17 protein-coding genes and 4 tRNA genes are annotated in these 25,604 nt (G+C 56.9%); 14 read left to right on the top strand and 7 right to left on the bottom strand.

What is annotated here, in order from left to right; all coding sequences use genetic code 11:
• Nucleotides 1-70: 70 nt before the first annotated feature.
• The 3 genes from B6S09_RS09560 (at nt 71) to B6S09_RS09550 (ending at nt 3,946) form a co-directional block, all read left to right on the top strand.
• The gene (locus B6S09_RS09560) at nt 71-1,339 is read left to right on the top strand and encodes a glycerate kinase type-2 family protein (protein WP_094278273.1); all 1,269 of its coding nucleotides are present in this window, start codon (nt 71-73) and stop codon (nt 1,337-1,339) included.
• A gap of 213 nt (nt 1,340-1,552) precedes the next feature.
• Nucleotides 1,553-2,656: a carboxynorspermidine decarboxylase gene (locus B6S09_RS09555; protein ID WP_094278272.1), complete on the top strand. Its 1,104-nt coding sequence runs from the start codon at nt 1,553-1,555 to the stop codon at nt 2,654-2,656.
• A gap of 51 nt (nt 2,657-2,707) precedes the next feature.
• On the top strand, nt 2,708-3,946 hold the full coding sequence (locus B6S09_RS09550; protein WP_094278271.1) for a saccharopine dehydrogenase family protein: 1,239 nt from the start codon (nt 2,708-2,710) through the stop codon (nt 3,944-3,946).
• 257 nt (nt 3,947-4,203) lie between these two features.
• Here the strand turns inward: B6S09_RS09550 and B6S09_RS09545 are convergent, their stop codons facing one another.
• A complete protein-coding gene (locus B6S09_RS09545; RefSeq protein WP_134113981.1) occupies nt 4,204-5,022 on the bottom strand; it encodes an IclR family transcriptional regulator in 819 nt (272 codons plus the stop codon).
• A 281-nt stretch (nt 5,023-5,303) separates the two neighbouring features.
• Between B6S09_RS09545 and B6S09_RS09540 the strand changes: the two genes are divergently transcribed.
• Entirely contained in the window at nt 5,304-6,908 is a 1,605-nt protein-coding gene (locus B6S09_RS09540) for a gamma-glutamyltransferase family protein (protein ID WP_094278269.1), read from the top strand.
• 86 nt (nt 6,909-6,994) lie between these two features.
• Here the strand turns inward: B6S09_RS09540 and B6S09_RS09535 are convergent, their stop codons facing one another.
• The 5 genes from B6S09_RS09535 to B6S09_RS09515 form a co-directional block, all read right to left on the bottom strand.
• On the bottom strand, nt 6,995-8,446 hold the full coding sequence (locus tag B6S09_RS09535; RefSeq protein WP_243832824.1) for a YfcC family protein: 1,452 nt from the start codon (nt 8,444-8,446) through the stop codon (nt 6,995-6,997).
• Between the two features lie 911 nt (nt 8,447-9,357).
• Nucleotides 9,358-9,434 (bottom strand) — tRNA-Pro (locus B6S09_RS09530).
• Nucleotides 9,435-9,451: 17 nt separating this feature from the next.
• Nucleotides 9,452-9,537, bottom strand: a tRNA-Leu gene (locus B6S09_RS09525).
• A 32-nt stretch (nt 9,538-9,569) separates the two neighbouring features.
• Nucleotides 9,570-9,645: transfer RNA gene (locus tag B6S09_RS09520), tRNA-His, on the bottom strand.
• Between the two features lie 25 nt (nt 9,646-9,670).
• A tRNA-Arg gene (locus tag B6S09_RS09515) sits at nt 9,671-9,747 on the bottom strand.
• Nucleotides 9,748-9,972: 225 nt separating this feature from the next.
• On the opposite strand from B6S09_RS09515, the gene B6S09_RS09510 reads away from it, so the two are divergent.
• From B6S09_RS09510 to B6S09_RS09465, 10 genes are all read left to right on the top strand, one after another.
• Nucleotides 9,973-10,539, top strand: coding sequence for a TetR/AcrR family transcriptional regulator (locus B6S09_RS09510; protein WP_094278268.1), 567 nt, complete (start codon nt 9,973-9,975; stop codon nt 10,537-10,539).
• Between the two features lie 25 nt (nt 10,540-10,564).
• Nucleotides 10,565-11,686: an efflux RND transporter periplasmic adaptor subunit gene (locus tag B6S09_RS09505; RefSeq protein ID WP_094278267.1), complete on the top strand. Its 1,122-nt coding sequence runs from the start codon at nt 10,565-10,567 to the stop codon at nt 11,684-11,686.
• Nucleotides 11,687-11,698: 12 nt separating this feature from the next.
• Nucleotides 11,699-14,776, top strand: coding sequence for a multidrug efflux RND transporter permease subunit (locus B6S09_RS09500; RefSeq protein ID WP_094278266.1), 3,078 nt, complete (start codon nt 11,699-11,701; stop codon nt 14,774-14,776).
• Between the two features lie 175 nt (nt 14,777-14,951).
• Nucleotides 14,952-15,143: a hypothetical protein gene (locus B6S09_RS09495; protein WP_094278265.1), complete on the top strand. Its 192-nt coding sequence runs from the start codon at nt 14,952-14,954 to the stop codon at nt 15,141-15,143.
• A gap of 65 nt (nt 15,144-15,208) precedes the next feature.
• Nucleotides 15,209-16,117, top strand: a complete 909-nt coding sequence (locus B6S09_RS09490) for a DMT family transporter (protein WP_094278264.1) — start codon at nt 15,209-15,211, stop codon at nt 16,115-16,117.
• A gap of 33 nt (nt 16,118-16,150) precedes the next feature.
• Nucleotides 16,151-16,810, top strand: a complete 660-nt coding sequence (locus tag B6S09_RS09485) for a GntR family transcriptional regulator (protein WP_094278263.1) — start codon at nt 16,151-16,153, stop codon at nt 16,808-16,810.
• A gap of 9 nt (nt 16,811-16,819) precedes the next feature.
• On the top strand, nt 16,820-18,610 hold the full coding sequence (locus B6S09_RS09480) for an aminopeptidase P family protein (RefSeq protein WP_094278262.1): 1,791 nt from the start codon (nt 16,820-16,822) through the stop codon (nt 18,608-18,610).
• A gap of 223 nt (nt 18,611-18,833) precedes the next feature.
• Nucleotides 18,834-20,183: a CDP-diacylglycerol--serine O-phosphatidyltransferase gene (pssA, locus tag B6S09_RS09475; protein WP_094278261.1), complete on the top strand. Its 1,350-nt coding sequence runs from the start codon at nt 18,834-18,836 to the stop codon at nt 20,181-20,183.
• 94 nt (nt 20,184-20,277) lie between these two features.
• Nucleotides 20,278-22,350, top strand: a complete 2,073-nt coding sequence (recG, locus tag B6S09_RS09470; RefSeq protein WP_094278260.1) for an ATP-dependent DNA helicase RecG — start codon at nt 20,278-20,280, stop codon at nt 22,348-22,350.
• Between the two features lie 141 nt (nt 22,351-22,491).
• On the top strand, nt 22,492-24,522 hold the full coding sequence (locus B6S09_RS09465) for an AsmA family protein (protein WP_094278259.1): 2,031 nt from the start codon (nt 22,492-22,494) through the stop codon (nt 24,520-24,522).
• Between the two features lie 6 nt (nt 24,523-24,528).
• Here the strand turns inward: B6S09_RS09465 and B6S09_RS09460 are convergent, their stop codons facing one another.
• The gene (locus B6S09_RS09460) at nt 24,529-25,467 is read right to left on the bottom strand and encodes a LysR family transcriptional regulator (protein WP_094278258.1); all 939 of its coding nucleotides are present in this window, start codon (nt 25,465-25,467) and stop codon (nt 24,529-24,531) included.
• Between the last annotated feature and the right edge of the window lie 137 nt (nt 25,468-25,604).

The following is a 25,604-nucleotide window of genomic DNA, read 5'->3' as shown; positions in this document are numbered from 1 at the left end:
TCGTTCTGCCCCACCCCGTTATTGACGCAACAACAGCACTACAACAGCCGTTTTTTCAGGAGTATTTGCAATGGATATCCAACCCAAGGAGTTGTTACAGCAGTTATTCGACAGCGCCGTGGCCGCCGCCCTGCCCAAGGGTAACCTGGCCGAATACCTGCCGCAGGATACTCGTCAAAAAGCCGTTGTCATCGGTGCCGGCAAGGCCGCCGCTTCCATGGCCGCCGAGCTGGATGCCATCTGGGAAGGTGAGCTGTCCGGTGTGGTGGTCACCCGCTACGATCACGGCGCCCCCTGCGAGCGCATCGAAATCATCGAAGCGGCCCACCCGGTGCCGGACGATGCCGGTGAGCGAGTGGGCCGTCGCATTCTGGAACTGGTTTCTGGCCTGGGCGAAGACGATCTGGTGATCTGCCTGCTGTCCGGTGGCGGCTCTTCCCTGCTGAGTCTGCCGGCTCCGGGTCTGACCCTGTCCGATAAGCAAGCCATCAACAAGGCGCTGCTGAAGTCCGGTGCCGCCATCGATGAAATGAACTGCGTACGCAAGCACCTGTCCGGCATCAAGGGCGGCCGTTTGGCTGCCGCCGCCTACCCGGCTCGTCTGATCGCCCTCGGCATCTCCGACGTACCCGGCGACGAGCCCACCGTGATCGCCTCCGGCCCGACCGTGGCGGATCCGACCACGTCCGCTCAGGCCCTGTCCATCCTCGACAGTTACGGCATCGAGATCGGTGCCCATGTGCGCGCCTGGCTGGAAAGCCCCGAGTCCGAAACCGTCAAGCCCGGTGATGAGCGTCTGAGCAAGGCCGAGTTCCACATGATCGCCACTCCCCAGGATGCCCTGGACGCCGCCGCCCACCTGGCCCGCTCCAAAGGGCTGGCACCGCTGGTGCTGGGTGACTGCATCGAGGGGGAATCCCGCGAGGTCGCCAAGGTCCACGCCGCCATCGCCAAACAGATCCTCAAGTGCGGCCAGCCCGTTCAGGCCCCCTGTGTGATCCTGTCTGGCGGTGAAACCACCGTGACCATCAAGGGCAATGGTCGTGGCGGTCGTAACAGTGAATTTATGCTTAGCCTGTTTAACGAGCTTAAGGGACAGGCCGGCGTGTATGCCCTGGCGGCCGACACCGACGGCATCGACGGTGTAGAAGATAACGCCGGCGCCATGATTAGCCCTGAGCTGTTCGCTCAGGCGGAAGACGCCGGTCTCAAGGCTGAAGACTACCTGGCCAACAATGACAGCTACGGTTTCTTCTCCCAGCTGGGTACGCTGGTGGAAACCGGCCCGACCCGCACCAACGTCAATGACTTCCGCGCCATTCTGGTGCTGCCCAAGTAACCTCAGCATTCGAACAACAACAATATATTAAGCCGCTCAAGGGCGGCCATCCCCTTTCTTCGCAAGGCCGGCCTGAGCGCCGGCCTTTTTTTGCACTATCAGCAGCAGCAATTACGCACTTTTTGCTCGAAGCATGACCACCTTTCCTCTATAATCACGCGCTTTAAAATTCCCGGATGCGGGTGGTGTTCACAGCCTGGAGGTATAACCCGAGTGATCAAGACGCCTTACTATCTCATCGACAAAGCCAAACTGCTGCGCAATATGGAGAAAATCGCCTACGTACGCGAGCACTCCGGCGCCAAGGCGCTGCTGGCCCTGAAATGCTTTGCCACCTGGTCGGTGTTCGACCTGATGAGCCAGTACATGGACGGCACCACCTCTTCCTCCCTCAACGAAGTGAAGCTCGGCAAGCAGAAGTTCGGCGGTGAAACCCATGCCTACAGCGTGGCTTATGCCGACGGCGAAATTGCAGAAGTGCTGGCCCACTCCGACAAAATTATTTTCAACACCATCGGCCAGCTCGAGCGCTACGAAGCCGACTCCGCGCATCATGTGCGCGGCCTGCGCCTGAACCCGGGCGTATCCAGCTCCGAGTTCATCATCGCCGATCCGTCCCGGCCCTTCAGCCGCCTGGGCGAGTGGGACGCTGATAAGGTGTTGCGGGTGATGGACAAGATCTCCGGCTTCATGATCCATAACAACTGCGAAAACAGCGACTTCGAACTGTTTGACCGTATGCTGGGCGAGATTGAAGACAAGTTTGGCAGCCTGCTGAGCCAGCCGCAGATTACCTGGGTGAGCCTGGGCGGTGGTATTCACTTTACCGGTGACGACTATCCGGTGGACCGCTTCTGCACCCGGCTCAAAGCCTTCTCCGAGCACTATGGCGTACAGGTATACCTGGAGCCCGGCGAAGCCTCCATTACCATGAGCACCTCGCTGGAAGTGACCGTGCTCGATACCTTGTTTAACGGCAAACAGCTGGCCATCGTCGACAGCTCCATCGAAGCCCATATGCTCGATCTGCTGATCTACCGGGAAACGGCCAAAATGGCCCCCAATAACGGTGACCACGAATACATGGTATGCGGCAAGTCCTGTCTGGCCGGCGACATTTTCGGCGAATTCAGGTTCGAGCGCCCGCTGCAGGTCGGGGATCGTCTATCCTTTATCGACGCTGCCGGCTACACCATGGTAAAGAAAAACTGGTTCAACGGTGTGCAAATGCCCGCCATTGTCGTGCGCGAGCTCGACGGCAGTATTAATCCGGTCAGGGAATTTACCTTTGACGACTTTGTAAACAGCCTCTCCTGAGGCATGGAGTAACCACAACGCAGCCTTTCAAGGAGGCTCTAGAGGAAAAAAATGAAGAAAAACGTTCTGATTATTGGTGCCGGTGGTGTCGCCCAGGTTGTTGCCCACAAATGTGCGCAACATAATGATGTTCTGGGTAACATTCACATCGCCTCACGCACTGTCGCCAAGTGCCAGCAAATCGTCGACAGCGTGCGGGAAAAGGGCAGCCTTAAGGTTGCCGGTGAATTGCAAGCCCATGCCCTGGATGCGCTCGATATCGAAGCCACCAAGGCGTTGATTGACAAAACACAGTCGCAACTGGTGATCAATGTCGGATCGGCTTTCATCAATATGTCGGTGCTGCAGGCCTGTATCGAGAGCGGTGCCGCCTATCTCGATACTGCCATTCACGAAGATCCGACCAAAATCTGCGAAAACCCGCCCTGGTACGCCAACTACGAGTGGAAGCGCAAGGCCATCTGTGAAGAGAAAGGCATCACCGCCATTCTCGGTGCCGGCTTTGATCCGGGCGTGGTAAACGCCTACGCGGCCGTGGCCGTGAACGAGTACTTCGATACCGTCGATTCCATCGACATCATCGACATCAACGCCGGCAGCCACGGTCGTTACTTTGCCACCAACTTCGATCCGGAAATCAACTTCCGTGAGTTCACCGGCCGCGTCTGGTCCTGGCAGAACAGCGAGTGGGTGCAGAACCAGATGTTCGAGCACAAGCGTACCGACGACCTGCCGGTAGTGGGCATGCAGACCAGCTACATGACCGGTCACGATGAGGTGCACTCTCTGTCCCAGAACCTGGGCGTACCCAACGTACGTTTCTGGATGGGCTTTGGCGAGCACTACATCAATGTGTTCACCGTGCTGAAAAACCTGGGTCTGCTGTCCGAGCAGCCGGTAAAAACCGCCGAAGGCCTGGAAGTGGTACCGCTGAAAGTGGTCAAGGCCGTACTGCCCGATCCGTCTTCCCTGGCCCCGGACTACACCGGCAAGACCTGCATCGGTGATCAGGTGAAAGGCAAGAAGGACGGCAAGGACAAGGAAGTGTTCATCTACAACGTGGCCGACCACGCCGATGCCTATGCCGAGGTGGGCAGCCAGGGCATTTCCTATACCGCCGGTGTACCGCCGGTGGCCGCCGCCATGCTGATCGCCACCGGCGAGTGGGACGTGAAGAAAATGGCCAACATTGAAGAGCTGGATCCCAAGCCCTTCATCAACCTGCTCAACGAGATGGGTCTGCCGACCCGCATCAAGGACGAGCAGGGCGACCGCCCGCTGAGCTTCTGAGCTTAATCCGCTCATGTAAAAGGCCAGTCGAAAGACTGGCCTTTTTTGTGGGTATACGTCATGGCCGGGAAATGCGCTCGCTCGTCATCCTCGCTTCTTTCAGCCATTTTCGCTCTTTGCGATCATTCCTGTTTTCCCGTCATTCCCGCGCTTTTCCGTCATTCCCGCGAAGGCGGGAACCCAGAGCAGACAACGTCGATTCTGCAGGCATGGACTCTCGCCTTCGCAGGAGTGACGAAACCTCCCACACCTCAGCCTCAGGCTCTGGGCGCTTTCCCGCCGATAGCCTGGGTAACTTCCTTTGCGGCGTCCATCACCAGGGCGCTGAGCTGGGGAATACGCTCCCACTTCACCCGTACCGCCGGACCGGAAATGGAGATAGCAGCCACCGCCTCGCCGTATTCGTTATAAATATTGGCGGCAATGCAGCGCAGGCCCTCAAACTGCTCTTCGTCATCAAGGGAATAGCCCTGCCGGGCAATTTTTACCAGCTCCTGTTCAAACTGGCTGGGATTAATGATGGTGTGTTCGGTATAGGACTTCATCCCCCCCTTGCGCACCAGCTCCAGCGTGTCCTTCATAGGCATCGCCGACAGCAGCGCCTTGCCCACACCGGATGCATGCACCGGTGAGCGACTGCCCAGGGAGACCACCATACGCATGGTCTGGGGGGATTCCACCTGGCCCACGTAGACCACGCTGCCCTGCTCCAGAATGGCCAGATTGGAGGTTTCACCGGTTTCAGCCACCAAGCGTTTCATATGCGGCCGGGCCTGAGCAATAAAGTCACGTTTTTTCAGATAGGCATTGCCGATGGAAAAGGCATTAACCCCGATACTCCACAGCCCCTGGGTTTCATCCAGATCGACAAAGTCATGGCTGCGCAGACTGTTAAGCAGGCGATGGGTGGTGGACGGTGCCAGCCCCAGGCTGCCGGCAACATCGGTGAGCGACATGCCCATATCGGAAGCGGCCAGCCGCTCCAACAGCAGCAAAGCACGGGACAGTGACTGTACCTGAGTAGCACCGGCCGACTTACCGGTTTTTGTTTTTTGGTTTGTGCTTGGCTCGATCATGAAAAACCTGAGCAATACTTGAAGACAAAGGCTCATTGTATTGTTTGTCGCCGGTTAAGTCCCGCCGAATCCGGGTAAAAAGTGGCCTTATGGTCTTTCCCGGTATGCACGATATGCCCGAATTGCCCCACCCCGTAGCATATGCACTCTTCCTTCACTCGCGCAGAGAGATCCATACAACCCAAAAACCTGACCACAGCCCCACTTACATCCCCTGCCGGTGGCGAACAATTCAACAGTGGACGTATCATGCATGTACTTTCCGGCATGGGAATAAACCGATGCATCACGATCTGCTGCACTACCCTCACTCCTCACGGCGCACCATTACCTGTGGCCGCCGAGGGATGATCGCCACCTCTCAGACGTTAGCGGCGCAAGTGGGACTCGATATACTCAAGCAGGGAGGCAATGCCATCGATGCGGCCATCGCCACCGCTGCCACCCTTACCGTGGTCGAGCCGACTTCCAACGGCATCGGCGGTGACGCTTTTGCCCTGATCTGGACCAAGAGCCACCTGTACGGACTGAACGCCAGCGGCCCCTCACCCCAGGCAATGACCATGGAGGCCATTCGCTCCCGAGGGCATCAAGAGATACCGTTGCACGGTTGGCTTCCTGTTACCGTGCCCGGTGCCCCTGCAGCTTGGGCAGCGCTGTCCCGGCGCTTTGGTCGACTGCCGTTTAAGCAACTACTCATCCCCGCCATCGACATTGCCCGAGATGGATTTGCCGTCACTCCGACGGTGCAGCAACTGTGGCAGGCCGCCGCCAGCCGCTACCGGAAGGATAAAGGCGGGCTATTTCGCCCCTGGTTCGATACCTTTTGTCCCGCTGGCTCCCCCCCCGATGTGGGTGCCCTGTGGAGATCGAAGGGCCATGCGCACACTCTGCAAGCGATTGCCGACAGCGATGCCCGGGATTTTTATGAGGGGGATCTGGCCGCACGTATGGAACAACACGCCCTGGATCAGGGCGGCCTGCTGCGCCGTTCCGATCTGGCCTCCTTCCAGCCGGAATGGGTAGATCCCATTCACGTCAATTACCGGGGATACGACATCTGGGAGTTGCCCCCCAACGGCTCCGGGATGATAGCCCTCATGGCCCTGAACATACTGAAGGAGCTGGAGCCGGCCAAGGATGCAGCAGCCCGGCTGCACCAACGCATAGAAGCAACCAAACTGGCCTATGCGGATGGGCTGCACTACCTGACCGAACCCGGCAACATGCGAGTCAGCCCCGAACAGTTACTCTCCCCAGAATACGCCCGTGCCCGCAGTCACCAAATCGGCACTCGGGCCATACTTCCCGCACCGGGCCAACCGGCTCAGGGAGGGACCGTCTACCTGGCCACGGCGGACGAGGAAGGCAACATGGTGTCCTTTATTCAAAGCAACTTTCACGGATTTGGCTCGGGCATCGTGGTGCCGGGCACCGGTATCAGCCTGCAGAATCGGGGCAGCGGCTTTTCCCTCAACCCCGGCCACGTCAATTGCCTGCAGCCGGGCAAACGCCCCTATCACACCATTATTCCAGGCTTTATCACTCACCAGGGGCACGCCGTCGGCCCCTTCGGCATGATGGGCGGTTATATGCAGCCACAAGGGCATGTACAACTAATCACAGGCATGCTGGACGACGGGCTCAATCCGCAGGCTGTGCTGGATGCGCCGAGGTGGAAATGGACTTCGGCACGGCATGTCGAGGTCGAAGCCGGTTTTCCGCCGCAGCTACTCGAGTCGTTGCAACAGCAAGGGCACAAAGTCACGATCAATGCCGATTCGCTGACCTTTGGCCGTGGTCAGATCATTCTGCGCGACACCACTCACGGAACCCTGCTGGCTGGCACCGAACCCCGTGCCGATGGAACCGCCGCTGCCTGGTAAGCAGGGCTGTCTTGCTCGCCACCCTACTACCAAAAAAAGAGCCTCCCAAGGAGGCTCTTTACAAACTTCATATTATTTTCTGTCAGTTAGCCGTTCCATTGAGTGAACTGGGCAAAGATCAGGAAACCCATAGAGATGGCCACCCAGGTGCTGAACAGCGGCAGGAAGAACTTCACCCACTTGTTCCAGCTTACCCCCGCCAGGGCCAGCGTCGCCATAAAGTAACCGGACGTCGGATACAGAATGTTGCCGATACCGTCACCCAGCTGATAGGCCAGTACCGCAGTCTGACGCGTCACACCCACCAGATCCGCCAGTGGGGCCATAATCGGCATGGTTACCAGTGCCTGGCCACTGCCCGATGGAACCACAAAGTTAAAGCCAAGCTGGGCCAGGTACATACCGATGGCAGACAGAATGGCCGGGAATTCACCCACCAGGTTACCCAACCCGTACACCAGCGTATCCATGATCTGGCCTTCTTCCAGTACAACTGCCACTGCACGGGCAATACCGCAGATCATGGCTCCGACCAGAACGTCACGAAAACCTTCGTTGAACCCGTCGCAAATGTCTGACGTCTTCAAACCCGCAATCAAACCGACTACGACCCCCATGATGATAAACAGGCCCGCCATTTCCATCATGAACCACCCTTGCGTCATCACGCCCCAGACCAGAGTGGCAAAGAAGCCAAAGGCAGCAAGAGATGCCCACTTCTGACGACTTGTGGCGGCCAGGGCACCTTCATCATCAGCGTGTTGATAGCGCTTGCGCTTTTCCTGCTCCTTGGCATCCCCTTCCATCAGGCTCAGGGCAGGATTGTTTTTAACTTTAAGGGCATAGCGAGTGACGTAAAAAATGCCGGTCAGCAGAATGGCAGCAAATGCCAGTACACGTAGTCCCATGCCTGAATACACCGGCAGATCGGCCAGCTGCTGGCCCAGTCCGGTATTTATAGGATTAAGTACACCAGCCGTAAAACCGGCGGTGGTCGCACACAACGCCACCGCTGCTGCCGTCATAGAGTCAAAGCGAAGGGCCAGCATCAGGGGCAGGATAACCGGGACATAAACCAATGCCAGTTCCTGCGTACCGATCAGGGTGGCAATCACCGCAAAGGTGGTCATCAACACCGGGACGATAACAATCGTATTATTGGCAAACCGCCGTGTCAGCTTGTCTACGCCAATTTCGATGATGCCGGTCCGCCGCAGCACCATGAACATGCCACCGATAATAAAGGTGAAGAACACAACGGTACCCGCATCCATCAGTCCTTTGGGAATGGCGAGCATAAAGTCGACCGGCCCTACCGGTGTGGATTCAACTACCTGATAAGAGTTGGGATCAATAGTAGTACGACCATTTGGACCGGGAATACGATCATACTGTCCGGCAGGTACAATATAAGTCAGAACAGCCGCAATGGCGCTGAATATAAACAAGATGACATAAATATGTGGCATCTCGAATGCTTTTTTCTTTTCTACTGTGGTGGCAGAAGAACATTCATTGGTTTTAGACATGGGATTCATGGCCTCTTCCCTTTTTACAACAACTGATTAAGTCCATTTACGCCAAGGGCGTTTTCTTCAAGGCCAGCAGTAGCACTTTCCAACGAAGACTCATATGAACTGGCTTGGCCGGCCTCATCATCATTATCAACCATTAGTTAACCAACACTCAACATTTTTTTAGAAATCAATTCCACCTGATGGAAAACCCTATGTAAAACGATGTGACTCATCCAGCAACTGCAATCAACCAGATAAGAAATAAGTTACTGTAAATGCTGAACTTAAAAAATAAAACACAAAATAATAAACATTTGTATACAAAAACATACTTAAATGTGAAATGAATTGATTACTATTTGTTTGATTTTTAAGTTCAATATACCATTAAGAAAAACACATAAACCTTCACATGAAAATTTTAAATATCGAGATTTATAACAACTGAAATACTCATGAGAAACCTCACCACCCAATTAGCCCATGGTTATTTTATTTGTTGGAATAAAAATTTTACCGAGAAGCCCCCTATCTAAAAATAATCGCGCATTCCTGTTGTCACCGGTACAATAAACTAGTTTACCGAATAAAAGCACGTGACCTCACATTTCAACTAAAAATCATATTTTTTATTTTTAATACGTAGCTTCAATTCCCCTTCATTCTTAAAGAGAAACCTGCTCCTAATATCTTAAAAACAAATAAAAACCACAGTGATAAAGCCAGACAGGGTCAGAATCACAGCATAAGAGAACAACAAAAGACCTTGGTCACAGAGATCCGGTGACAAAGAAACCCGACGCTGGGGTCGGCTCGACAGGGTTAGATCTGAGAAGACATAGCAGCCTGACTAAAAGCCATCAGAATACTTCTGTCCGGCCAGTCACGAATTTCGAGCATAAAAAAACCGACACATTCGTGTCGGTTAATTTTGGTCGGCGTTGCAGGATTCGAACCTGCGACCCTCTGGTCCCAAACCAGATGCGCTACCAGGCTGCGCTAAACGCCGGAAACTATTCGAAGCAGTGGTGCGAAGGGGGGGACTTGAACCCCCACGTCCGAAGGACACTAACACCTGAAGCTAGCGCGTCTACCAATTCCGCCACCCTCGCATGTTTACTGCTTCCAGGCCTCAGCCTGAAACTGGGGTGACCGACGGGGCTCGAACCCGCGACAACCGGAATCACAATCCGGGACTCTACCAACTGAGCTACGGTCACCAATATTACGTTGTCCAATACCGAATGGCGCGCCCGACAGGATTCGAACCTGTGACCTCTGCCTCCGGAGGGCAGCGCTCTATCCAGCTGAGCTACGGGCGCTCTACATTTGGACGCAGCGAATACTAAGCGTCCGCCCTGCCCCTGTCCAGCACTTTTTTACCAATCACACTCACCTGACGCTTTTGTCATCAAAACGGTGGTTTTTTTAACTAAAGTAAACAAAGGAGTTGCTGCCGGCAATTGACTTGAGCCGACAAATCCCTAGAATCACCACCGAGGAATGAACGTTCATTCACTCTGGATTCAGATAAAGATGAGCAAGACATGACAAACAAACGCGAACGCATCCTGAATGCGGCGGAACACTTGATCGCCCACAAAGGCTTTCAGGGCATGTCAATGCAGCAGGTAGCGAAAGAGGCCGAAGTCGCCGCCGGCACCATTTATCGCTACTTCAAAGATAAAGAAAGCTTGCTGCGTTGTGTGCACGAAGAGCGGTTGCAGGAGGTGTCTCTGGCTCTGCTGGAAGGCGTCGACACGCAAAACCCCTGCTTTGAGCAGTTTCGTGTGTTATGGCAAAACTGCCTGCACTACCTGTTAAGTAATGCCGATTGTCTGCTTTACCGGGTACAGTATGAAGCCTCTCCCCTGTTCACCCGGGAAGAGGAAAAGTGCATGGATGAGCGCTACTTCAAACCCGTATTCGAATTTTTTGAACGCGGGCGCGAGACCGGCCTGTTCCGGGATTTGCCATCGGACCTGCTGGGCTTTCTGGCCATGGAAAGTCTGATGCTGCTGACCCAAAGACACACCCGGGGCTGCATTCAGCTGAATGATGCCATTCTTGATGAACTTATGGATGCCGCCTGGAATTCTATTTTAAAACGCTAACAACCATGTCGCGGGAGTGACTTCGATGAAAAAATGGACCCTGTCCATGCTGCTGCTGGTGATTCTTATCTTCGGCAGCGTCATTGGCTTTAACCTGTTTAAACAAAACATGATGGCCCAGTATTTTGCCAATCAGCCAGTACCCAGTTTCCCGGTCACCGTGTCCGAGATAACACCGGTTGACTGGACGCCGCGCATTGCCGCCATCGGCTTTATCGAGCCCATCCAGGGGATCAATGTCAGCAATGAATCTGCCGGTATTGTTCGCACCATTCACTTTGAATCCGGCCAGCCGGTCAAGGCCGGGGAAGTGCTGCTGGAGCTGGATGCCGATGTAGAAAAGGCTAATCTGCGCAGTGCCGAAGGTCGGTTGCCGGCGGTGCGGGCTAACCTGGAGCGTATGCGTCAGCTGTTCAAACGTGGCTCAGTCTCACAGGGCCAGCTGGATGAAGCCAATGCCAACTACCGGGAGCTGCAGGGTCAGATTGACTCGCTCAGAGCCACCATCGAGCGGCGGACCATCCGTGCGCCTTTTGAAGGTGTCATGGGTATTCGAAATGCCTTCCTGGGCCAGTACCTGAATGCCGGCACCGATATTGCCCGGCTGGAAGATATCAGCCAGTTCCGTATTCGTTTTACCATTCCCCAGACCCGTCTTGCCGACATCAAGGTAGGCCAGGCTCTGAACATCCTGGTGGATGCTTATCCGGATACGCCCTTTGAAGGTGAAATCACCGCCATTGAACCGCAAATTAATCCGGAATCGGGCGTGGTACAGGTACAGGCCAGCATCCCTAATCAGGACGGCAAGCTGCGCTCAGGCATGTTTGCCAAATTGGACGTTCAGTTGCCGGTTAAACCTGCTCAGATCCTGGTACCCCAGCATGCCATTAACTTCACCCTGTACGGCCAGACCGTCTATGTCGTGAAGGAAGAGCAGACAGATGATGGCGAGACCGTGCAGGTAGCCAGCCAGCGGGTCGTGGAAATAGCCGAACGTGAAGCCGACTACGCCCGGGTGATAAAGGGCCTGGAAGCCGGTGAAACCATCGTAACCTCGGGCCAGGTGCGTCTGTCTAACGGCAGTCGGGTCAAGCCGGTGGAGAGCAACGCGCTCGACACTCCCGAATCGGCCCCCCTGCTGTAAGCGGAGAATTCCATGCGTTTTACCGATATCTTCATAAAGCGGCCAGTGCTGGCCGTCTCGATCAGCCTGCTGATCGTGCTGCTGGGCCTTCAGGCCCTGCAGAAAATGCAAGTGCGTGAATACCCGGAAATGACCAACACCGTCATTACCGTCAGCACAGGCTATTACGGAGCCAGTGCTGACCTGATCCAGGGCTTTATTACTCAGCCGCTGGAACAGGCCATCGCTCAGGCCGACAACATCGATTTCATGACATCATCGAGCAGCACCGGTAATTCCACCATTACAGTGCAGATGAAGCTGAACACCGACCCCAATGCGGCTCTGTCAGACATACTGGCACGGGTTAACTCGGTGCGCTCACAGTTGCCCCGGGAAGCAGAAGATCCCAGCCTGGAGATGACCACGGGGGCTTCCACCTCCATCATGTATATCTCCTTCAGCAGTGAGCAGCTGAACTCGCCTCAGATTAACGACTATCTGGAGCGGGTGGTACGGCCTCAGTTCTACTCGGTAGACGGGGTAGCCAAAATCAACCTGTTCGGCGGTGCCAAATTTGCCCTGCGTATCTGGATTGATCCGCTGCGCCTGGCGGCTCAGCAACTGACGGCAGCCGAAGTGCTGTCAGTACTGCAGTCCAACAACTACCAGGCTGCTGCCGGTCAGTCCACCGGCTATTACATGCTCTACAACAGTAATATCAACACTCAGGTGGAAACCGCTGAAGAGCTGGAGTCTCTGGTCGTCGCGACCCGGAACGATGCCGTAGTGCGTCTGCGTGATGTGGCCAATGTATCACTGGAGAAAAGCCACGATGTAGTCCGCGCCCTGGCCGATGGTCAGCCGGCGGTGATCATCGGTGTCGACCCTACCCCCTCGGCCAACCCGCTGACCGTGGCCGAGAATGTGCGCAATATGTTGCCTGACCTCGAGCGCAACATGCCCGACACCATCAAGATGGAACTGTTGTATGACTCCACCGATGCCATCAACGAGTCTATTTTTGAGGTGGTAAAAACCATCCTTGAGGCGTCGTTGATCGTAGTGGTGGTAATCACCCTGTTCCTGGGCTCACTGCGGGCAGTAGTGATCCCTATTATCACCATTCCGTTGTCACTGATCGGCGTGGCCATGCTGATGAGTGCCTTTGGCTTCAGTATCAACCTGATGACACTGCTGGCCATGGTACTGGCCATTGGCCTGGTGGTGGATGACGCCATCGTGGTAGTAGAAAACGTGGACCGGCATATCAAGGCCGGTGAGCCACCTTACCGTGCCGCCATTCTCGGGACCCGGGAAATTGCCGTGCCGGTTATCACCATGACCATCACGCTGGCGGCGGTATACGCTCCCATCGCACTGATGAGTGGAATTACCGGCTCCCTGTTCAAGGAGTTCGCCCTCACCCTGGCCGGTGCCGTATTTATCTCCGGCATAGTGGCGCTGACTCTGTCGCCCATGATGTGCTCCAAGCTGCTCAAGCCTCACGATAGCCCCAACCGCTTTGAGCAGGGGGTAGAAAACACCCTGAATCGCCTCACCAACAGCTATGCCCGCATGCTGGATGCCGTGCTGGCCAAGCGCCCGGTGGTCATCGCCTTCGCAGTGCTGGTGTTCGGCTCGATGCCGGTGTTGTTCGGCTTTATTCCCAGTGAACTGGCACCGAGTGAGGATAAAGGCGCCTTTCTGATGATGGCCAAGGCACCCAGCACCGCCAACCTCGACTACATCGAGAACAATATGCACTCCGCGGTAAAGGTGCTTAACGGAGACGATGCCCTGTCCACCTCCCTGACCATTGCCGGTGTGCCCAACGCCAACCAGGGTCTGGCGGTTGCCGTGCTCAAGCCCTGGAGTGAGCGTGACGCCCAGAAAGCAGTGATAGAGCGGCTGACCCCGCCCTTGCAGGCCATTCCAGCGATGGCCATCAGTGCCTTTGAATTCCCCGAGCTGCCCGGTGCATCCAGTGGCCTGCCGGTGCAATATGTACTGACCACCCCCAACAACTTTGAAAGCCTGTATGAAGTGGCCGCCGAAGTACTGAAAAAAGTTAGCCAGAGCCCATTGTTCGTATACAGCGAGCTGGATCTGGCCTTTGACTCGGGCACCATGAACATCAAGGTGAACCGGGACAAGGCCGGTGCCTATGGCGTGACCATGCAGGACATTGCCATGACGCTGTCCACCATGATGAGTGATGGCTACGTTAACCGGGTGGATCTGGATGGCCGCAGCTACGAGGTAATTCCTCAGGTGGCCCGGGCCGACCGGCTCAACCCTGATTCCATCAAGGACTACTATGTTCGTGCCCACAACGGCGACATGGTGCCTCTGGCCAACCTGGTCTCCATTACTATGGAAGCCAAGCCCCGCGCTCTGCCCCACTACAATCAGCTGAACTCGGCCACCATTGGTGCCGTACTCACGCCGGGTGTATCCATGGGTGATGCCATCAGCTTCCTTGAGCAGGATGTCACGGCCCAGTTGCCCGGCGGCTATAACCACGATTATCTGGGGGCCGCCCGCCAGTTCGTGACCGAAGGTAATGCGCTGTACATGACCTTCCTGCTGGCGCTGTTCATTATCTTCCTGGTGCTGGCATCCCAGTTTGAAAGTGTGCGGGACCCGCTGGTGATCATGGTGTCGGTGCCGCTGGCCATTTCCGGTGCACTGGTGGCACTGGCATGGGGGCTGGCCACCATGAACATCTATACCCAGGTGGGACTGATCACCCTGGTGGGCATCATCACCAAACACGGTATTCTGATGTGTGAGGTGGCCAAAGAAGAGCAGTTGCACCGGGGCCGGGATCGTACCGAGGCCATTAGAGTGGCGGCCCGCATTCGTCTGCGCGCCATTCTGATGACCACTGCCGCCATGGTGGCCGGCCTTATCCCGCTGCTGTTTGCCACGGGTGCCGGTGCCTTCTCGCGCTTTGGTATGGGCATCGTGATTGTGTCAGGCCTGAGTATCGGTACCCTGTTCACCCTGTTCGTGCTGCCGGTTATCTACACCTTCCTGGCATCACGCCATCGTCCGCTGCCGGAGTTTGACGAAAGTCAGGCCCCCAAGGCGTTACCCGAGCAATAAGCTCATTTCTGATAAACCGAGGGCTGCATAACGCAGCCCTTTTTATTTCGTTGGCACACGCCATCCTGCCTACATATCAACCTATGTATGCCATGCCACCGACACCTCAGCAGGCTCTGACTTTCCGGTTTTTGAGCCATGCTGTAAGGGCGGTGCCATCAACGGAGGGAACGAGATGCTGTTATGGATATTACTGGCACTGGGCATCGGCCTGGTGCTGCTACTCAGCCACAACCGGGCCCAGACCGTACTGGAAAACCGGATCGCAGAACTGGAAACCGAACAGCGCCGGATGCAGCAGCGCATTATGACCCTGGAGGAACTGATACTGGAAAAAGAAAAACGACGCCCTTTTGACGAGCTGTGACTACACGCCTTGCCCATGGCCAGTCGTCTGCCTACACTGCCTCTCTTAACGCACAGGGTAACCATATGAAGAATCAGAAAAAAGCCTATCTTTATGGGTTGGGAGCAGTGGCCTGCTGGTCTACCGTGGCCAGTGCTTTCAAACTTTCCCTCAATTATTTTGAGCCGGCCCAACTGCTGCTGGTGGCCACCTTCAGCTCGCTGCTACTGTTACTGGGCCTGCTGGCTCGCCAGGGTAAACTGCACCTGCTGCTGCCCACCTTTAAGCAACGCCCAGGCTACTACACCCTGCTGGGGCTGCTCAACCCGGCGCTCTACTATCTGGTACTGTTTCAGGCCTATGATCTGTTGCCGGCGCAGCAGGCCCAAACCCTGAATTATACCTGGGCCATTACCCTCACCCTGCTGGCCGTCCCCTTTCTCGGCCAGAGCATTCGCCGTCAGGACTGGATTGCCATAGCACTTGGCTATCTGGGTGCCATGGTCATTGCCACCAAGGGTGACATCTTCAGCCTGAACTTTGACAGCCCGCTGGGTGTGACTCTGGCACTGGCGTCCACCCTGCTCTGGGCCGGCTACTGGATTCTCAATGCCCGCAACCAGGCCGATCCACTGGTAACCCTGACCCTGAGCTTTTTGCTCGGGCTGCCGGTCATTGTGCTGGCTACCGCCTGGTTGTCGGACTTTGCGCTTGATGCCTGGCAAGGCTGGGTCGGTGCGATTTATGTCGGCCTGTTTGAAATGGGCTTTGCCTTTGTGATGTGGCTGCTGGCCCTGCGTTACGCTGAAAACACTGCCCGCATCTCCAATCTGATTTTTATTTCGCCATTCGCATCACTGCTGCTGCTGCGCCTGTTGGTGGGTGAACAGATTTACCCCGCAACCCTGGCCGGACTGGTGATGATTGTCACGGCTTTGCTGATCCAGCAATGGCAGCCCCGCCGCCGGTTTGCCAACAATACAGAGGCGGAGTAGAGTGAGTAAAACCAAAAACGTATACGATTTTTAATGAGCCGAGCCCCCTATAAAACCCTGACCCAGTCGGTGGTAGAAACACTTCGGGCGCGCATTCTTAAAGGCGAGTTCAAGGCCGGAGCTCCCTTGCGTCAGGACACCCTGGCCCAGGAGCTGAATGTCAGCCGAGTGCCGGTACGCGAAGCCCTGATGCAACTGGAAGCCCAGGGACTGGTCAAGTTTGAAGCCCATCGTGGGGCCGTGGTAACCGAACTGGATGCCGCAGCCATTGACGAGCTGTTTTATCTGCGCGCCATGCTGGAAAGCGAGCTGCTGTTTCAGGCATTTGAGCACCTGACCGAACAGCACCTCAGTGAAGCCGAAGCCATTCTCGCGGAGTTCGACCAGATCCTCGAAAGCGGCGATCAGATCGAGCGCTGGAGCGAGCTGAACCGCCGCTTTCACACCACGCTTTATGGTCCGGCCAACCGCCCGCGCACGCTGGCACTGGTCGATCAGATAAACCTGAGTTGTGACCGCTATATTCAGGTAGAGCTACTGCACTCACAACAGGGCATCATTACCGCCGAGCGGGAACACATGCAACTGCTGCAGCTGTGCCGTCAGCGACGCAAGTTTGAGGCCGCCGCCCTGCTGCGCCAGCATATCGAATCGGCAGGCCATTCCATTAAGCACCTGCTCAACACCCGTTAAGGAATCATCATGACCCATGCCCAACGCCTTGCGAATGTTCGCGATGACATGCAGCACCAGCAACTGGACGCCTTTGTCGTGCCCCATGACGACGAGCACCTGGGCGAATATATTCCGCCCTATGCCGAACGACTGCACTGGCTCACCGGTTTTTCCGGTTCCGCCGGTGCGGCCGTGGTTCTGGCCGGCAAGGCGGCAGTCTTTGTGGATGGCCGCTACACGGTGCAGGTGCGCCATCAGTGCGAGGCCGCACTGTTTGAGTATCGCCACCTGATTGAACAGCCGGCACTCAACTATGTGCTGGATGAACTGAGCAGCGGAGCTCGGGTCGGTTTTGACCCGCGTCTGCACAGCCGCGGGTGGTTTGATGCCGCCCAGAAGAAACTGGCGGCCAAAGGGCTGGAGCTGGTTCCGGTCACTACCAACCCCATCGACCGGCACTGGCACCACAGACCCGCCCCGGAAGCTCACCCGGCACTGCTGCTCAGTCAGGAATACAGTGGCCAGCACAGCGAAGCCAAACGCAACCGCATTGCCGGACAGCTTGCCGCCGATCATATTGATGCGCAGTTGCTGACTCAGGCCGAGCCCATCAACTGGCTGCTGAATATCCGGGGTCGTGATATTCCCTGCCTGCCGGTTGTGCTGAGCTTTGCCCTGCTGCATAACGACGGCAGCGTTCAGCTGTTTGCCGACCCCGCTAAATTTGAAGGACTGGACCTGGCGGCTCACAGTGGTCACAACGTCAGTCTGTCCCCCTTTGACGCTCTGGAAAGCGCCCTGCGGGAGCTGGGCCAGAACGGTGCCAGAGTGCAGCTGGATCCGGCCACAGCCAACGCCTGGAGCAGCCTGATACTGGAGCAGGCCGGGGCCAGGCTGGTGTTTGCCGACGACCCCTGCATGCTGCCCAAGGCCTGCAAAAACCCGGTGGAAGTGCAGGGCAGCCGGGCCGCCCATCTGCGCGACGGTGTCGCCGTCAGCCGATTCCTGGCCTGGCTGGATCGCCGCCTCAGCCAGCCGGAGCCGCAACTGGAAGATGAAGGAACTCTGGCAGATAAATTACAGGCGCTGCGGGCAGAAAACCCCGAGTTTGTAGAACCCAGCTTCGCCACCATTTCGGCCTTGGGCCCCAACGCCGCCATGTGCCACTACCACCACGGCAACGGCACCCCGCGTACACTGGGCCAGGATGCCATCTATCTGGTGGACTCCGGTGGCCAGTATCTGGACGGCACCACCGATATCACCCGAACCGTGGCAGTGGGCGAACCGGATAACGAAATGCGCAAGCTGTTCACCCTGGTACTGCGTGGCCATATCGATCTGGCCTGTGCCCGTTTTCCTGCCGGCACCGGCGGTGTGCAGCTGGATGTGCTGGCTCGCCTGCCACTGTGGCAACAAGGCTACAACTTTGATCACGGCACCGGCCACGGGGTGGGCCACTACCTGAGCGTGCACGAGGGGCCTCAACGCATTTCCCCCAAGGGCAGTGCAGTAGCGCTGGCCACCGGCATGATTGTCTCCAACGAGCCCGGTTATTACCGGGAAAACGCCTTTGGCATCCGCTGTGAAAATCTGGAGGTGGTACAGCCTGCTGAAACCGACGGCGACATTCCGGTCTTCGGGTTTGAAAACCTGACCTGGGTGCCCTTTGATCACCGCCTGATCGATACCAGCTGGCTTGAGCACAGACACATAGACTGGCTGAACAGCTACCACGCCAATGTCTGGGAAAAAATCAGCCCACTGCTGAGCGGCGACGATCTCACCTGGCTGGAGCAGGCAACCCGGCCGCTTTAAGGCCGGCAGAAACCTGCAGGCTGGAATAAACGAAACGACAGCAGAGGTACCGCAACCGGCTCGCACAGCGTGTGCCGGTGTAGCGCAGCCATTGCTGTCGTTTCGCATTGCGCGTATTCAGCTTTCACGGAGTTTGCTGCTCTTTGCCCTAATTCGGTAAACTGCACCGAATCTTGTCGTTTGAGTATGGTCTTAAACGGCAATGTCATTAATCAGGTTCATTATGCGACTAGCCAACTATTACCGAAATCTGCTGCAGCGTTTGCCCGCCCTGTCGGTGAATGCCGATCACGTGCGCGTGCTGCACTCCGCAGCCGATTTTAAATCACGTCTGCTGGAACTGATTGCCACAGCACAACAACGCATCTGCCTGGTAGCACTCTATCTTCAGGACGATGATGCCGGTCGGGAAATTCTGACCGCCCTGTACGAAGCCAAACAGGCCAATCCGGCGCTGGATGTACGCCTCTATGTCGACTTTCACCGGGCTCAGCGGGGGCTTATCGGCCAGAAGGGCCAGGGTGGCAATCACTGCATGTATCAGGAATTTGCTGAACGGTACGAGCACCCTGTTACCATTTATGGTGTTCCGGTCAAAGGCCGGGAGCTGCTGGGTGTGCTGCACCTGAAAGGGTTTATATTTGATGACACCCTGCTTTATTCCGGTGCCAGCATCAACGACATCTATCTGCATCAGAACGGCCGCTACCGCTTTGATCGCTACCATGAAATTACTCATGCCGGCCTTGCCGGTGCCATGCTCGACTATATTGACCGGTTGTTTGCCCACAACCCGGCGGTGCCGGCACTGAATCAGCCCGATATTCCCACCGCCCGCCGGTTACGCCAGGCCATTCGCCAGTTTCGTCAGCAGCTGCGCCGGGGGCAGTATCAGTTTGAACAGCAACCTCGTCAGGCCGGCGAGGTCTCTGTCACACCACTGGCGGGCCTGGGTAAACGCGGCAACAAGCTCAACCAGGCCATTCGTACCATGGTACGCGGCACCCAGGAACGGCTGTTTATCTGCACACCCTACTTTAACCTGCCCAAGTCCCTGGCCCGGGATATCCGCGCCCAGCTCAAAAAAGGCCGGGAGGTCACCTTGGTGATCGGTGACAAGACCGCCAACGATTTTTATATTCCGCCCGACCAGCCCTTTCGTACCATAGGCGGACTACCCTACCTGTATGAAGCCAATCTTCGCCGCTTTGCCCGGACCAACCAGACCTTCATCTATCAGGACAAGCTCAACATCATGCTCTGGTGCCACGACCATAACTCCTATCACCTTAAGGGGCTGTTTGTGGATGACGACCTGGCTATGATCACCGGCAATAACCTCAACCCCAGAGCCTGGGGGCTGGATCTGGAGAACGGCCTGTTGCTGCAGGATCCCGAGCGCCAACTGCAAACCACCTTTAACGACGAAAAAGCCAATATTCTGCAACACTGCCGGCGGCTGACTCACTTTACCGAAATCGAGCAGCTCAGCGACTACCCGGAGCCGGTGCAACGGCTGCTGAAACGGGTACAGCGCACCCAGGCCAATGTGCTACTGAAGCGACTGCTCTGAAGCTAGAAGCCGCTTTGGTCAAGGTCCGCCTTTGCACTTTCAGCTTCCCGCTCTTGTTGCTATTCTCTGTATGTATTTACAGTAAAGGGCCACCATGAAACCGGATAAAATGCCCCTTAACCTGCTCAAGGGTGTGGGTGAAAAAATGCAGGAAAAGCTGCACCGGCTGGGGCTGGAAACGGTGCAGGATCTGCTGTTTCATCTGCCGTTACGTTACGAAGACCGCACCCAGATCTGCAACGTGGCCGAACTCCGGCCGGGCATGCATGTTTCCGTGGTCGGTGAAGTGGTCGACAGCCATATCAGCTATGGCCGCAAGCGCATGCTGTTGTGCCGGCTGCGGGATAACAGCGGCACGCTGACCCTGCGTTTCTTCAACTTTGCCGCCGCCCAGAAAAACAGCCTGACTGCCGGTACCCGGGTGCGGGCCTTTGGCGAGATCCGCCCCGGCCATCACGGTCTCGAGATTATTCATCCGGAATACACCCTGCTGCAGGGTGACAATCCTATCAGCACCGAGGCCAGCCTGACCCCGGTGTACGGCACCACCGAAGGCCTGCGTCAGATCAGCCTGCGCCAGCTTACCGAGCAGGCGCTGGCTTTGCTGGAACAGACACCATTAGCCGAACTGCTTCCTGCTGGTCTTTATCAGCAGCAGCTGTCACTGAACGACGCCGTGCACCTGCTTCACCGCCCCCCTGCCGATGTCGCCCTGGATCAGCTCGAGCGCGGCCACCATCCGGCCCAGCAAAGGCTGGTGATGGAAGAGCTGCTGGCCCACAACCTGTCGGTACTGCAGGTACGCGAACAGGGCCAGTCACACCGGGCAAGAGCCCTGCCCACAGCCGATGTGCTGATACACGACTTCCTGGCCCGGCTGCCGTTTTCCCCCACCGGTGCCCAGCAACGGGTGGTGGCGGAGATCGGTGCCGATTTGCAAAAAAACGTGCCCATGATGCGGCTTGTGCAAGGAGATGTGGGTTCGGGCAAAACCCTGGTGGCGGCGCTGGCGGCGCTGCAGGTAATCGGAAACCAGGGCCAGGTGGCACTGATGGCCCCCACCGAACTACTGGCGGAGCAACACGCCGCCAACTTTGCCGCCTGGCTGGCACCACTGGGCATTCAGGTCGGCTGGCTGGCTGGCAAGGTCAAGGGTAAAGCCCGGGCCGAGCAGCTGGAGCGGCTTGCCAGCGGCGAGCTGGCGATGATCGTCGGCACCCATGCCCTGTTTCAGGAGCAGGTACAGTTCAACGCCCTGGAGCTGGTTATCATCGATGAACAACACCGGTTTGGTGTACACCAGCGCCTGGCCCTGAGAGAAAAAGGCGCTCAGGGAGAATACTATCCGCACCAGCTGATCATGACGGCCACGCCCATTCCCCGCACCCTCGCGATGACCGCCTATGCCGATCTCGACACCTCAGTTATCGATGAACTGCCTCCGGGACGGACCCCGGTCACAACGGTCGCCATTCCCGACACCCGCCGTGACGAAGTCATTGAACGGGTACGCCAGGTATGCCGAGAACAGGGCCGTCAGGCCTACTGGGTGTGTACTCTGATCGATGAGTCGGACGTGCTGGAGTGCCAGGCGGCAGAAGAGACTGCCGCCGCCCTCTCGGCCCGGTTGCCGGAGCTGGGAACCGGGCTGGTGCACGGTCGTATGAAAGCGGCAGAGAAACAGGCGGTGATGGCCGACTTCAAGGACGGCAAACTGGACCTGCTGGTGGCCACCACCGTGATTGAAGTGGGCGTAGACGTCCCCAATGCCTCGCTGATGATCATTGAAAACCCGGAGCGCCTGGGCCTGGCCCAGCTGCATCAGCTGCGCGGCCGGGTAGGCCGGGGTGCCACCGCCTCGCACTGTGTACTGCTCTATCACGCCCCGCTGTCAAAAACCGCAACCCAGCGGCTGGGTGTACTACGTGACACCAACGATGGCTTTGTGATCGCCCAGAAAGATCTGGAGATTCGCGGCCCGGGCGAGCTGCTGGGTACTCGCCAAACCGGCCTGGCAGACCTGAAAATTGCAGACCTGGTGCGGGATCAGTCACTGCTGCCCGAGGTACAAAGGCTGGCTCGCTACCTCGCCGACCGCCACCCTGCCTGCATTGACCCGCTGATCCGCCGCTGGCTCGGCACCCGGAATCATTACGGTAAAGTTTGAGAAAACAACGCCTTAAGCGGTAAGCTGTCGGCGACAAGAACAACCAGGCTAACAGCAGAACGCATTTTCCGAATGGGCCTTTTTAGGCTGAGCGCTTACGGCTGAAAGCTTACAGCTGCCCGCAGGGCGAAGGATAGTTTCATGAAAAAGCTGGCCAGAAGAGGGTTGACGGGGCTGCTGATAGTATTGCTCGGCGGCTGGTTGCTGCTGAATTTGCTGGATATCAATCAGCTGAAAAAGCCGGTGCTGAGCTGGCTGAATGAAAACACTGAGCTGGACCTCAGCGTGGGCCGGCTCGAATTCAACCCGCTTTCGCCTTACAAGCTGCTGGCAGAAGACGTACGCCTGGGTGACTGGTTCAGCGCCCGGCAAGTCTACCTTGAACTGGAGCAACTCGCCCCGCTGGCCGGCCGCACTCAGGTCGCCATTCTCGATGTGATTGACGGCAAACTCGACCTTGAACATGCGCAGGCGCCTGCACTGCCGGCAAACCTGGCCGATATCCGCATTGCTGAGCTGAACATTCAAAATCTCAGCCTGACCGGAACAGGCTGGGAAGCCGGCGGCATCACACTGGCCATCACGGATTGGCAGCCCCGCCGGAATGGACAGTGGCAATGGTGGGCCGGGGCCAGCCTGAACGGCCGGGCCCGACAGCTGTCTCATCCTGCACTGGAGCTCTCGGGACTGGACTTTAGTGGTCAGCTGCGGCAAAACCGGCTGGAACTGAATGACGTACGCAGCCGGCTGTTTGGCGGCCTGTTCAGCGGCAGCCTGGTGCTGGATCCGTCCCGCCGTGAAGTGCAGCTTGAACAGCCACAGTTCAGCCAGATAAAACTGCAACTGGCCGATGCCCCCGTTCTGCCCGAAGGCTGGCGACTGCTGCTGAACCGGGCCAGCCTTGATAACGTCAGCCTGAGCACTTCCCGGCTCAATATCAACGGAATAAAAGGCGAGTTGCGTGACCTTGAGTGGAGCGGCTCAGGTTTGCCCGATGGCCGGGGTAGCTGGCAGGCGGACGAAGCCACCCTCGACTGGCTGCGGCTGGATCGCCACCGGCTGCAATGGCTGGGCGACAGCGAGCGCCAGGGCATCAACCTTAGCGGCCAGGCATGGGAAGGCAGTATAGAGGCAGAGCTGGAATGGTACCCCGATCAGGGCCGGCTGGATATTAACGAACTGCAGATGAGCGGCAACAAACTGGTGTGGCAACCGGATATCCGCTGGACGGTGCCAGAAGTGCGCATTCACAAACTGAACCTGAGCCGCACCGAGTTATTGTCGATGGATGATGCGCTGCCATTGTCCATCTTTGACGGAGCCCTGTTTATCACCGATATGGCCTGGTCGGCAGGCCTGTGGCGCCCCTTAAGCGAGCAGGCCCGGCTGGAGGGCAGCGTCAGCGAGCTGGTCTGGAACAGCCTGATAGCACGTTCTGCCCATCTCAACGCCCGTCTTACCGACGAGCAACTGCTGATCGACCGCCTCGACGGCGACTGGCTAGACGGTAAAGCCACACTCAGCGGCAGCATGAATCTTTATGCTCCTCACCATACCCGGCTTGAGCTCAGTGGTGAACGCTGGCAATTACGCCACCTCAGCAACTGGCTGCGGGCCGGCCAGGGCTTTGCCGGCGAGCTGAATGTCACCGCCCGCCTCACCGGCGAGCCCTCCGACTCCGCCAGCTGGCAGGGCGACCTCAAGCTGCAAGGACAGGATATTTTTGTCGAACAGGCAGGGCTGGATCCCTGGCTGCGCAACCGTCTGGGTGAAGACTATACCGAGCCAAGACAGGTGGATAGCGCACTGGCAGCATGGGATTTAATGCAACAGGATGGCTTCTTCTACCGGCTGGAGTTACAGGGACCGGTACAACACGGACAGTGGCTGCTAAATAACAGCGCAGTGCAAAGCGTACGTCACCTGATCGCACTGCGGGGCAGCGCGGGCGCTGACGGAACAATGAACCTCAACCTGGGGGTGATTAACGATAAAGGCTGCAGAGAGCTGGCCATTCTCCTGCGGGGCGACTGGCATGCACCGACCCTCCGGCTTCACCAGCCGCCTCTGAACACCCCCTGCAAACCCTGGTATACCGGCCCGGTGCCGTATCCTGCCGCCGGCCTGCCCGGTAACCTGATCGAAGCGGTGCGGGCCTTACCCGCTCCCTGAAAATTTTCAGAATACTGAGCGCAACGGTGGAAACTGCTCGGTATAACTAAGGTTGTACAGCTCCAGCAAGTACTGCCAGAACATATCCACCTCCGGCTTTACCGTGTGCCGGAAACGATACAACAAAATACGCAAGTCCACAGTATGAAAGTCTTCATGTAACACGGTGAGCTGGCCCTGGGCCAGCTCATTCTGAATCAACCCACAAGGTAGCCATGCCACACCATATCCCTGTAGCGCCATAGCCTTGAGTCCTTCCGCCAGGGCGTTTTCACACACTATGGTGTATTGAAAATCCGGCGGCAGCTTGTTCAGGCAGAGTTCTTTCACCAGCCCTCCCAGGTAGGAGTCGTCTGGATAAGCCAGTAATTTAAGCGGGGTTCGGCCGTTCACCGAAAATACCGGAGTGCCTTCCGGCGTCAGCGCCGATACCGGTACCAGCCGGTCGGTGCCGACCTGAATACAGGTGGTGTCATTACGTGATAGCTGTCCCATGTCACCGGCGGAAGAAAAGCTGAGCAGAAAGTCACCCATACCTGCCATAAAGGACTCGGTAAGATCATGCAGATTACCCGTGCTGAGCTTGACCAGAGTGTTGCCCACCAAGGGTTCCAGGGTGCGGATCCAGTGAGGGAAAAACGACACTGCCGGTGAATGCTGAGCAAAAAACACCAGGCTTTTCTGGGTTTCCTGACCTTGCAACCGCTTACGTACCCGATAGGTATCATTGATCATGCGCTTGGCTTCCTCCACAAACGCCAGTCCGCTGGCGGTCAGGGAAGTCGGGTGTTTGTCCCGATCCACCAATGCCACTCCCAGCCAGTTTTCCAGCGAGCGAATACGCCGGCTGAATGCGGGCTGGGTAACAAAACGAGCCTCGGCTGCTTTGGAAAAGCTGCCGTGTTCATTCAGAGCCACAAAGTCCTTCAACCACTTTAATTCCATTAAAAACAATTCCTTACAATCTCTCTTTGGCCCTATGCCCAAAAGTAACCAAGGGCGAAGCCAATATAGCATTGGTCGTGCAACGGCGCTTCTTTCATTATGCAGTTGTTAACCAAATGTACTTCACATGTTCAAAA

Source organism: Oceanimonas baumannii (assembly GCF_002245495.1).
Taxonomy (GTDB): Bacteria; Pseudomonadota; Gammaproteobacteria; order Enterobacterales; family Aeromonadaceae; genus Oceanimonas; species Oceanimonas baumannii.
The sequence above is the reverse complement of the archived record's forward strand: the minus strand, read 5'-3'. Positions and strand labels throughout refer to the sequence as shown.